The organism is Candidatus Planktophila sp., assembly GCF_040402275.1.
Lineage (GTDB): Bacteria > Actinomycetota > Actinomycetes > Nanopelagicales > Nanopelagicaceae > Planktophila.
In genome coordinates this window covers 33584-44202 of record NZ_JBBAMW010000007.1, presented here as the reverse complement: position 1 = coordinate 44202, position 10619 = coordinate 33584, and the positions used below count along the sequence as shown (strand labels likewise).

The following is a 10619-nucleotide window of genomic DNA, read 5'->3' as shown; positions in this document are numbered from 1 at the left end:
TGAAATATCTTTTTCAACTCGATCAAACCAGGTAGCAAGCTCATCAAAATCAAAGACATTGTCAAGGCTCATCATCTTTTCAATGTGATCGCGTTGTTCAAATTGGGTGGAAAATCCACCTCCCACATGCTGAGTCGGCGAATCCGATTCTCGAAGCTCAGGATTCTTATCTTCTAGCACCTGCAATTTGCCCAATAACTCATCAAACTGAGCATCTGTAATTGTTGGCTGATCTAGGACGTAATACTTAAATTGATGATCCCGAATCTCATTTATAAGCTCGGTCATGGCATGACGCGGATTAGTGCTCATTCAGTCTCACTAATTGTTGCTGAACCTACGACGCGATCACCATCGTAAATAACCATTGCTTGCCCTGTTGCCAGACCCAATAGAGGCTCTTCTAAAGTAGCAATAAGCAAAGTTCCATCAAAGTAATAAGTACATGGCAGCGCTGCGCCATGAGCACGTATCTGCACAAAACCGTGCTGCACTTGATCAGTTACAGCTGGACCACACCACACAGCTCTTTCTCCACGCATTGTGGTGATCGCTAAATCTTCACGGGCACCAACAACGATGGTGTTGGTAACAGGTTCAATCTTTAATACAAATCGTGGGGAACCATCAGATGTTGGAACAGTAAGTCCTAATCCTTTGCGTTGTCCGATTGTGTATGTATATGCACCTTTGTGTTCGCCGATCTTCTTTCCATCTTGATCAACTATTGGACCAACTTCACTGCCTAAGCGATCACGTAGCCAGCCCGCGTTATCACCAGATGGAACAAAACAAATGTCATGACTGTCTGGCTTTTGTGCAACAGCCAAGCCGCGCTTTTCAGCTTCGATTCGAATATCAACCTTGGTTGTATCCCCCAGTGGAAATATTGCACCTTGGATCTGCTCGATGGTTAATACTGATAAAACATAGGACTGGTCTTTGGAATGATCTACCGCTCGATGCAAAGTCTTTCCTTTTTCACCAATCTCTGTTCTGGCATAGTGTCCTGTGACAACTCCATCAAATCCCATTGCCCGTGCACGATCAAGGACTGCTGCAAACTTAATCTTTTCATTGCAACGCAAACATGGATTTGGAGTTCTACCAGCGGCGTACTCTGCTAAGAAATCTTCAACAACGCCATCGTGAAACTCTTCGGCCATATCCCAAATATAAAAAGGAATTCCGATTACATCTGCTGCGCGACGTGCATCATGTGAATCTTCGATTGTGCAACATCCGCGTGCACCGGAACGATACTTCTGTGGATTTGCAGCAAGGGCTAGGTGCACTCCAATTACCTCGTGACCAGCTTCTACTGCGCGAGCAGCAGCAACTGCAGAATCAACTCCACCACTCATTGCTGCAATTAGTTTCATTTGTTCGCCGCCCGTCCTCGGCTAATTACATCGGGCAATACTGACAAAACGAAATCAACATCTGCCTGCGTGGATGTGGCCCCAAAAGAGAATCGGAGCGATGACTGAGCTGTTTCTTCCGTATGGCCCATGGATAGAAGCACATGGCTGGCCTCATGCACGCCCGCGCTACATGCTGATCCCGTTGAAGCAGAAACATGGGCGCTATCTAAAAGCAATAACAAGGTATCGCTCTGTGTTCCAGGGAAAGTCACATTGACGATTCCTGGCAAGCGAGCACTCTTTTCACCATTTATATAAGCATCTGGAATTAAAAGTTTGACGCCAGAAATAAAGGAGTCTCTGAGCTTTGAAACTTTGTCTGCATCATATGAATCTTTAACCGCAGTTGCGAAGGCAACAATGCTCGGGGCATTTAATGTTCCGCTGCGGATTTCTCGCTCTTGTCCCCCACCATGTAACAATGCAGGAATTTCATATGCGCGACGCAAAATGAGAGCACCGATTCCTAGTGGTCCACCAACTTTGTGAGCGCTTAGCGTCAAGGCGGTAACACCAGATTTCTTATATGACAGTGGTGTCTTTGTAAAACTCTGAACCGCATCTGTGTGAACAGGAATGTCTCCTGCAATTGTGACAATCTCTTGAAGAGGTTGCAGCACACCAGTTTCATTATTGGAGTGCATAATTGAAATGAGTGCAATTTCAGATCCACGATCAGAGACAAGTGTACGAAGGAAATCTAAATCAATAACACCATCTGAGGTCACTGGAACTGTTATTACCTCTGCGCCCTCGTGCGTGTGTAACCAGTGCGCAGGATCCAAAATCGCATGGTGTTCTAGTGAAGAAATAATGACAACATTTTTGCCGTTCTTCTTACCGTTCCAGAACAAACCCTTAAGGGCGATGTTATTTGCTTCAGTGCCAGAGGCTGTAAAGATGACTTCAGATGCCAAGCAATCAATTCTCTGTGCAATCACTTCGCGAGCATCTTCCAATGTTTTGCGAGTTGCACGACCATGTGTGTGCAGACTTGAAGGATTACCTAGTTGCTGTAATTGATCTGACATAGCCGAAAATGCGGCAGGCGACATGGGGGTCGTTGCGGCATGGTCTACATAGATCGAAGGCACAGGCCTAAGTCTATGACTTGTGGGCTTTGATGCCTTCCGTTGCCTTTGGCAGCACAGCAAATAGATCGCCCACTACGCCAAAATCTGCAATTTCAAACAGTGGCGCTTCAGGGTCCTTGTTAACTACAACGATTGTCTTGCTGGTCTGCATGCCGGCGCGGTGTTGGATCGCACCTGAAATTCCATTTGCAACATAGAGCTGCGGACTAACCGTCTTGCCAGTCTGACCAACTTGATATGAATGTGGATACCAACCTGCATCTGTTGCTGCGCGAGATGCGCCAACGGCTGCGCCTAATGAGTCTGCAAAGTTTTCTACCGCACTGAAATCTCCATTTGTGCCACGTCCACCTGACACAACAATGTTTGCTTCAGTTAATTCTGGACGACCACCTTGTACTGGAGGTTGCGAGGATGTGACCGTTGCCTTCTTTGAAGCATCTGAGACAGAGAATGACATTGTTTCAACACTTGGTGTTGATTCGGTTGTATTTGCATCGACTGAATTTGGACGCACTGTGATAATCGGTGTGCCATGTGAAACCTTTGAGTGCACTGTTGTAGAACCACCAAATACCAACTGAGTTGCGGTGATATCTGCTGAAACATCTACGGCGTCGGTAATGATTCCAGAACCTGACTTAACTGCAGTGCGTGCCGCAACTTCCTTGCCAAATGCATGGGATGCAATAAGTACTGCGGCTGGTGATTGTGCGGCAATAACTTGAGCCAAAACATCAGCAACGGCTGCAACACCATTAGCTACAAATGCATCAGATTCCACAATGATTACCTTTGTAATTGGACCACGGTTGATCGCAGATGCAAGTGATGAACCTTGGCCAACAGGTGCAAGGACAACGGCTGTTACCTCGCCGATACGAGCACCAGCAGTAGCTAATTCAGCATTTGTCTTAGTTGCCTTTGTGCCGACAAAGTCAGCCAGAATCAATACTGTGCTCATATCAACTTCTTTTCTGCTAGGAATGACACCAGTTGTTCGCCACCGGTTCCATCATCTGTAACTTTAATTCCTGCTGCGCGAGCTGGACGCGGGGTTGCATCTGCAACTAGTGACCAGGCACCTTCTGCCGAAACTCCCACCATCGCTAAATCTCTGCTCTCAATTGTCTTTTTCTTTGCAGCCATAATTCCTTTAAATGATGGGTAGCGAGGCTCATTAATCTTTTCTACAACTGAGATAACACAAGGGAACTGTGCGTGCATTTCTTCAACACCCGCTTCTGTCACACGTGTAATTGAAACCTTGCCTGCTGCAGGATCCACATCAACCTTTGATGCAAAAGTTAGTTGAGCAGCATTTAAGCGTTCAGCTAACATTGCTGGCACAACACTCATGCGCGCATCTGTTGACTCTGTTCCACAAATAACTAGATCAAAGCCACCTTTTTCAATGACTGCGGCCAAAACAGCCGATGTTGCGAGCGCATCTGCACCCGCTAGCTTTGGATCAGTTACCAATATTGCATCATTAACGCCCATAGATAAAGCTTTTCGAACCGCTTCAGTTGCGCGTTCTGGCCCCATTGAAATTACTGTGACGGTATTGCTGCCGCCTTCTTCATTTCCGCCATGTGCTTCGACAATACGAAGTGCTTCTTCAACGGCGTACTCATCAAGATCGTTGAGAACTGCATCAACATTTTCACGATCAAGAATTCCATTGACCATCTTTTTTTCAGCCCATGAGTCCGGGACCTGCTTTACACACACGGCAATCTTCATAGGGCAAATGTTACTGGTCAGTAACCCTAATCACCAGCCCAATTAGAGATTTCATACCAGGTTTGCCAACACGTAACCTCAACTTCTACTTGAGGCCTGAGAACTGCCTCAATCTGCATCCATGAGCACGCCGCTACGGGTCGTCATCGTTACCGAATCCTTCCTCCCCCAAATCAACGGCGTCACCAACTCAGTCTTAAGAGTTCTCGAGTATCTGCGCAGCCAAGGTCATGAAGCTCTAGTGATCGCACCTGTTAGCGCCGGCGGAGTCAATGAGTACGCGGGTTATCGCGTCAAACGTGTTCCTAGTTTTGAAATGAAAGGCATGTTGCCTGTGGGTTTTCCCCATAAAACTTTAGAGCCACTGATTGATGGATTCTCTCCAGATGTTATTCACTTAGCCTCACCATTCTTTCTCGGAAATTACGCCGCCCGAGTTGCAGAGAGACTTCAAATTCCAACTCTGTCTATTTACCAAACCGATGTAGCGGGTTTTGCTCGTCACTATGGCTTAACGATCGCCCATGACTCACTAAAGAAGTGGGTTGCAAGAATTCACACACGCACAACTAGAACATTGGCACCTTCTAATTGGTCTTGTGAAGATCTGAAGAGTTCAGGTGTGAACAATGTGCATCTTTGGCAACGTGGAGTTGACTCAGTCAAGTTCTCACCTGAGAAGCGAGATATCAATTTACGTTGTGAGCTTTTAGGTAATCGCCCAGATAGAAAACTTGTTGGCTACGTTGGTCGCTTAGCAAATGAAAAACGCATCGATGACTTGGCTGTACTAGATAAGCGTGATGATATCCAGTTGGTAATTGTTGGTGATGGCCCCGCTCGTATGAGACTTGAACGAGAACTGCCTAATGCAAAATTCGTTGGCTACCAAGGCGGAGAAGACCTTGCGCGTTACTACGCATCTCTTGACATCTTTGTTCACACCGGCAAGCACGAAACATTCTGCCAATCTATCCAAGAAGCCTTGGCATCGGGTGTGCCAGTAATTGCACCAAATTCTGGTGGGCCAACCGATTTAGTAAAGCACGGCTGGACTGGCTTCCTCATTGACACCTCTAACACGTACTCTCTCAACCACAGCGTTAATCAACTTCTGCATTCATCTGAACATAGATTGATGAGTGAGCGAGCAAGAGAATCAGTCATTCATCGCACCTGGGAGCTAGTAAATAGTCAGCTAGTTTCACACTATAAGGATTTGGTACTGAGTCAGGCCCAGCAGAATGAGAGAGTCGCATGAAGATTGTGCATATTGCTAATTTCTATGGACCAAAGTCCGGTGGAATTAGAACAACTCTTCATGAGCTTGGATCTGGATATATCGCACGTGGTCATGAATTCACATACATAGTTCCAGGCAACGGCTTTTTTTGTGAAGAAACTTTGCACGGTAAAAAAATTACTGTTCCGTCAATTGTTTTACCCTTTAGCGGTGGATACCGAATCATCCGCAATAACCGGGATGTCAAGAAATTACTTATTACTCTTAAGCCGGATGCTTTGGAAGTCTCTGACCGTTTCACTCTATCTAAGGTAGGTCTCTGGGCTAAGACACGAGGCATTCACACAGTTGTATTTAGTCATGAAACACTTTCTGGTCTTGTGAAATCCTTCTTCAAAGTTGAATTAAAATGGTTCGTTAATTGGCATAACACGAGACTAGCAAGTCGTTTCCATAACGTTATTGCAACAACAGAGTTTGCCTCTCGTGAATTCCGTGAGATTAAGACAAAGAATCTTACCCACGTACCACTTGGCGTTGACTTAGAAAACTTCTCCCCTTATCGACGAAGTGAGGCTTTAAGAACTGAACTTCTTAAAGGTGCTGATGTACTGCTCCTGCACTGTGGACGTATGTCAAAGGAAAAAAATCCTGAGAACTCAATTTTGGCACTGAAAGAACTACTTGCTGCCGGCGTAAATGCCAGGTTAATTTTTGTTGGCATGGGCCCAATGTTTAAAACCCTAAAAGGGTTATCTAAAGATCTGCCGGTCACTTTCATGGGATATATCGTTGATCGGAAAATGCTTGCAGAAATAATTGCAAGTGCCGATGTATCAATTGCTCCAGGACCAATCGAGACTTTTTGTTTAGCAGCACTTGAATCACTAGCTTCAGGAACACCAGTTGTGGCCTCGTCAACCAGCGCCGTTGGCGAATTCTTACTCCTAGAATCACCAGAGCCTGTTGGAGCTGTTGCCGAGAACAACCCAAAATCCTTTTCACTAGCCATTCAGAAGGTTCTTGCCTATAGCGTCGCCGATAGGGCCTTGCCCATTCGTTGCCAGCACCAAGCAGAAAACTATCCGTGGAGTTCTACATTGATGATGATGCTCCGCTTGCATGGCGCAGGTCGCGAAGTCACTGTCAATCAAAAAAGGTTGAGAGCGGCCTAACAATGGAAAAAGTTGCCACCTTCGCAATTTTAGGAGACAGCGCAGCTTCAGGTGTTGGCGACAGTGATAAGTACGGGGTAACAAAAGGGTGGGGTTACTACTTAGCAAAACATTTTCAAGGTCCACTTGTGTATATAAATCTTTCACGGCCAGGTGCTCAATCAGCTGAGGTGCTCGAGGATCAACTTCCAAAGGCTTTGGTTTTTAGGCCAGATATCGCCGCTGTTATCGTGGGAGGAAATGATGCGTTACGTAACGGATTTGATCCTAATAAATTGCATAAAAATCTACGGGCAACTATTTTAGAGTTAAAGAGATCAGGGGCAGAAGTTCTACTATTACAGCTACATGATCCAACACAAGTTGTTCCGCTGCCAAAATTGCTTGCTCGAGTATTAACCCGACGTATCAATGCTGTCAATAGAGTGATTCATTCAGTTGGTCGTGAGTTCAATGCGCAAATTCTTCTTACTCGCTCTATTGAAGATATTTACGAAAGAAAAGTTTGGCACATAGATCGGATGCATCCAAGCAAATACGGTCATCAAATAATGGCCACTCATTTTCGGGAGATCTTATTACGACGCAATTGGCAGATTGATCCCATAACTATTGAAGAAACGCCATTAACTAGTAAAAAGTCTTCAGTCTTATGGATGTTACGAAATGGTACCCCCTGGTTTTTTAAGAGATCCTTTGACCTCTTCCCGGCTGCATTACTTTTAATGAGCGTTGAGTTAGTCAAAATAATCTTTGTACGTAAGGCTGATGAATTAGGAACTATGTACTACCCTGAATTTTCACCACAGTCTCAGTGGGATTTACAGGAAGTTAACGAAGAAAGAGTCTCTTAATCCCCAGCATTAGCAGGCGGCGCTTTGGCTTACCTCCCGTACTAGATAGTAAGTAAATATGCACACTAATATCTACAGGTGCTCGCAATCATCGCCCCTGGACAAGGGTCGCAAACTCCAGGATTGCTTAGTAGCTGGATTCAAGATCCATCTCTCAAAGAACTATTGGTTTCTTGGTCAGATGCGATTGGCTTGGATTTATTGCACCTTGGAACAGTTGCAGATGCTGAAGAAATTAAAGACACGGCTAATGCACAGCCATTAATTGTTGCCGCCTCATTGCTTGGCGCTCATGCACTCGGAATCAAGAATTTTGCCGTCACATCGGGTCATTCAGTTGGTGAGTTAGCAGCTGCTGCCCTGTCAGGTGCTATCTCAGAAAGTGACGCGCTAAGAATTGTTCGCACACGTGGAGCTGAAATGGCAAAAGCAGCTTCCACATCACCTTCTGGAATGTCAGCAGTTCTTGGAGGCGATCGGGCTGAAGTCTTAGCAGCTATTACTTCACTTAACTTAGTTGCAGCAAATGACAATGGTGGTGGACAAATTGTGGCTGCAGGTGATTTACACGCACTTGCATCATTAAACGAGAATCCCCCAGCAGGTGCGCGGGTACGAGCATTGGCTGTTGCAGGAGCCTTCCATACACAGTTCATGCAACCGGCAGTTGAGCCTCTTCGAGCTTTGGCAACAACTGTGACAACCCATTCTGTTGTTATTCAGGTGATTTCAAATAAAGACGGCCAGGTAGTAACAGATGGCGCAGATGTGCTCAATCGAATCGTTAATCAAATCGCTAACCCCGTCCGCTGGGATTTATGCATGGAGACTTTGAAATCACTAGGTGTTACGGGTGTCATTGAACTGCCACCGGCCGGAACTCTGGTTGGCTTACTCAAGCGCGCAGCTAGTGAAATTGAAACCTTTGCTTTAAAGAGCGCGGATGATTTAGATGCAGCACGAGAGTTTGCAGGAAGGCACGCATGAGCATCACAGTTGCACCCGTGGGGCACAGCAGAATTTTATCTGTCGGCACTTATCGCCCAAAGCGCGTCGTCCCAAACTCAGAGATTGTAGATCGCATCGAATCAACCGATGAGTGGATCCAACAGCGCACAGGAATTGAATCACGCCGCTTTGCAGGTGATGATGAAACTGTTATTTCGATGGCAAAAGTTGCCTGTGAAATAGCCTTAAAGCGAGCCAAATTAAGTATTACAGATATCGACACAGTCATACTTTCTACGATTTCTTATCCATTTCAGGCACCGAGTGCGGCAACTGAGTTAATTAATGAACTTGGCAATCCAAAAGCTGCTGCCTTTGATATCAGTGCAGCGTGTGCGGGCTTTTGTTATGGCGTTGCAATGGGAAGTGATTTAGTTCGATCAGGAACATCGAAGAATGTATTAGTCATCGGTGTGGAAAAATTGTCTGACTACACCGATCCTGATGATCGTGCTACCGCATTCATCTTTGCAGATGGTGCTGGAGCCGTTGTTATCGGTCAGAGCGATCAACCACGGATTGGGCAAACTATCTGGGGGTCGGATGCCGACTCTCGTGATGCGATTACCTTGACTCCATCTTTCCTAGATTACAAGAACAATCCAGATAAAGGTGTTGGCGAACTCGGGTGGCCAAATATTTCACAACAAGGTCAAGTAGTTTTTCGTTGGGCAGTTTATTCAATGAGCAAAGTTGGTTTGAAGGCACTTGAAGTAGCAGGAGTTTCTGTTGATGAACTTGGTGCCTTTATTCCGCATCAAGCTAATGTTCGTATTATCGAAACCATGGCAAAGGAAATGAAGATTCCAGATTCTGTTTTGATTGCAGACGACATACGCACAAATGGAAATACTTCTGCCGCCTCAATTCCGTTAGCAATGGATCGAATTTTGGAAGAGCATCCTGAGTTGCACGGAAAATTGGCACTACTTATCGGCTATGGCGCAGGTTTGGTATATGCGGGACAGGTTGTTGAACTTCCGCCTAAGCCATAAAATTCATTGAGATTTACGCCACTTAGGGGGTGCAATACTCGTAAGTAAGAGCTCACTTGATACACAATAATGACCTTGCACACTCGATCGATATAGAAGAGGACACGAGAATAATGGCACTTGCACAAGCAGATGTACTTGCAGGACTGAAGGAAATTGTTGAAGAAGTAGCCGGTATTCCTGCTGCATCAGTTGAGTTAGATAAGAACTTCACTGACGATCTAGATGTTGACTCACTCAGCATGGTTGAGGTTGTAGTTGCTGCAGAAGAGCGTTTCGGAGTAAAGATTCCTGATGAGAGTGTCACAGATTTGGTAACCGTTGGAGATGCAGTCAATTTCATAGTTAACGCATCAAAGTAAGTTTTTAAACAATGACTCGTCGTCGCGTTGTTGTCACTGGTCTTGGTGCAACCACTCCTCTAGGTGGAGATGTAGCAACAACGTGGGCCGGCCTTTTGGCTGGCAAAAGCGGTGTGCGATCTCTAACTGAGGATTGGGCCCAAACAATCCCAGTGACCTTCGCAGCGCGAGTTGCAGTTGAACCAAGTGAGCAAATGGAGCGCGTTGAAATCAGACGCCTTGATCGTTCAGAACAATTCGGACTGATCGCATCACGTGAGGCTTGGAAAGATGCAGGATCTCCCGACATAGATAAAGAGCGTCTAGGTGTTGTCGTCGCATCAGGAATCGGCGGCGTAACAACTCTTTTAGAGCAATACGATATTTTGAATGATAAAGGTGCACGTTTAGTTAGCCCCCATACCGTGCCAATGCTGATGCCTAATGGGCCAGCTGCAAACATTGGTCTTGAATTACAAGCACAAGCTGGCGTCCACACACCTGTGAGTGCGTGTGCATCGGGTGCTGAAGCAATCGGTTATGCATTCGAAATGATCCGCAACAACCGCGCAGACATTGTTGTTAGTGGCGGAGTTGAAGCTGCGTGTCACGCACTTCCAATGGCAGCTTTTGCTGCAATGAAAGCTTTATCTACTCGCAATGATGATCCTGCTCGCGCATCGCGTCCATATGATCTCAACCGTGATGGATTTGTGTTGGGTGAAGGTGGCGGAATTCT

At 45.9% G+C, this 10619-nt stretch carries 12 protein-coding genes; 7 read left to right on the top strand and 5 right to left on the bottom strand.

Annotated features, from left to right (window positions below):
- From AC9UEY_RS03095 to AC9UEY_RS03075, 5 genes are all read right to left on the bottom strand, one after another.
- Positions 1-312: DNA ligase LigA-related protein (locus AC9UEY_RS03095; RefSeq protein WP_509537611.1), on the bottom strand; the 312-nt coding region annotated here is incomplete at its 3' end.
- Complete coding sequence (gene mnmA / locus AC9UEY_RS03090) at positions 309-1382, bottom strand: tRNA 2-thiouridine(34) synthase MnmA (RefSeq protein WP_509537608.1); 1074 nt, start codon at positions 1380-1382, stop codon at positions 309-311. The genes AC9UEY_RS03095 and mnmA, both read right to left, overlap by 4 nt.
- Entirely contained in the window at positions 1379-2518 is a 1140-nt protein-coding gene (locus AC9UEY_RS03085; RefSeq protein WP_509537605.1) for a cysteine desulfurase family protein, read from the bottom strand. Before AC9UEY_RS03085 ends, mnmA begins: the two co-directional genes overlap by 4 nt.
- A 10-nt stretch (positions 2519-2528) precedes the next feature.
- A complete protein-coding gene (locus AC9UEY_RS03080) occupies positions 2529-3482 on the bottom strand; it encodes an electron transfer flavoprotein subunit alpha/FixB family protein (RefSeq protein WP_509537602.1) in 954 nt (317 codons plus the stop codon).
- Entirely contained in the window at positions 3479-4264 is a 786-nt protein-coding gene (locus AC9UEY_RS03075; RefSeq protein ID WP_509537599.1) for an electron transfer flavoprotein subunit beta/FixA family protein, read from the bottom strand. Before AC9UEY_RS03075 ends, AC9UEY_RS03080 begins: the two co-directional genes overlap by 4 nt.
- 121 nt (positions 4265-4385) lie before the next feature.
- Between AC9UEY_RS03075 and AC9UEY_RS03070 the strand changes: the two genes are divergently transcribed.
- From AC9UEY_RS03070 to AC9UEY_RS03040, 7 genes are all read left to right on the top strand, one after another.
- The gene (locus AC9UEY_RS03070) at positions 4386-5525 is read left to right on the top strand and encodes a glycosyltransferase family 4 protein (RefSeq protein WP_509537596.1); all 1140 of its coding nucleotides are present in this window, start codon (positions 4386-4388) and stop codon (positions 5523-5525) included.
- Positions 5522-6682, top strand: coding sequence for a glycosyltransferase (locus AC9UEY_RS03065; RefSeq protein ID WP_509537593.1), 1161 nt, complete (start codon positions 5522-5524; stop codon positions 6680-6682). The genes AC9UEY_RS03070 and AC9UEY_RS03065 overlap by 4 nt, the downstream gene beginning before the upstream one ends.
- A 2-nt stretch (positions 6683-6684) precedes the next feature.
- Positions 6685-7536 (top strand): SGNH/GDSL hydrolase family protein, encoded by an 852-nt coding sequence (locus tag AC9UEY_RS03060; RefSeq protein ID WP_509537590.1) that lies wholly within the window; start codon positions 6685-6687, stop codon positions 7534-7536.
- A 78-nt stretch (positions 7537-7614) separates the two neighbouring features.
- Positions 7615-8523 carry an ACP S-malonyltransferase gene (locus AC9UEY_RS03055; protein WP_509537587.1) on the top strand — a complete coding sequence of 303 codons (909 nt, stop codon included), beginning with the start codon at positions 7615-7617 and terminating at the stop codon, positions 8521-8523.
- Positions 8520-9539 (top strand): beta-ketoacyl-ACP synthase III, encoded by a 1020-nt coding sequence (locus AC9UEY_RS03050; protein ID WP_509537584.1) that lies wholly within the window; start codon positions 8520-8522, stop codon positions 9537-9539. The genes AC9UEY_RS03055 and AC9UEY_RS03050 overlap by 4 nt, the downstream gene beginning before the upstream one ends.
- Before the next feature lie 113 nt (positions 9540-9652).
- Entirely contained in the window at positions 9653-9901 is a 249-nt protein-coding gene (locus tag AC9UEY_RS03045) for an acyl carrier protein (protein ID WP_509537581.1), read from the top strand.
- Between the two features lie 11 nt (positions 9902-9912).
- On the top strand, positions 9913-10619 hold a 707-nt coding region (locus AC9UEY_RS03040), incomplete at its 3' end, for a beta-ketoacyl-[acyl-carrier-protein] synthase family protein (RefSeq protein ID WP_509537579.1).

Bases quoted from the DNA above. Each gene is read 5' to 3' on its own strand.
- AC9UEY_RS03060 (WP_509537590.1), top strand. From the start codon at position 6,685: ATGGAAAAAGTTGCCACCTTCGCAATTTTAGGAGACAGCGCAGCTTCA.
- AC9UEY_RS03070 (WP_509537596.1), top strand. From the start codon at position 4,386: ATGAGCACGCCGCTACGGGTCGTCATCGTTACCGAATCCTTCCTCCCC.
- mnmA (WP_509537608.1), bottom strand. From the start codon at position 1,382: ATGAAACTAATTGCAGCAATGAGTGGTGGAGTTGATTCTGCAGTTGCT.
- AC9UEY_RS03075 (WP_509537599.1), bottom strand. From the start codon at position 4,264: ATGAAGATTGCCGTGTGTGTAAAGCAGGTCCCGGACTCATGGGCTGAA.
- AC9UEY_RS03065 (WP_509537593.1), top strand. From the start codon at position 5,522: ATGAAGATTGTGCATATTGCTAATTTCTATGGACCAAAGTCCGGTGGA.
- AC9UEY_RS03050 (WP_509537584.1), top strand. From the start codon at position 8,520: ATGAGCATCACAGTTGCACCCGTGGGGCACAGCAGAATTTTATCTGTC.
- AC9UEY_RS03045 (WP_509537581.1), top strand. From the start codon at position 9,653: ATGGCACTTGCACAAGCAGATGTACTTGCAGGACTGAAGGAAATTGTT.
- AC9UEY_RS03080 (WP_509537602.1), bottom strand. From the start codon at position 3,482: ATGAGCACAGTATTGATTCTGGCTGACTTTGTCGGCACAAAGGCAACT.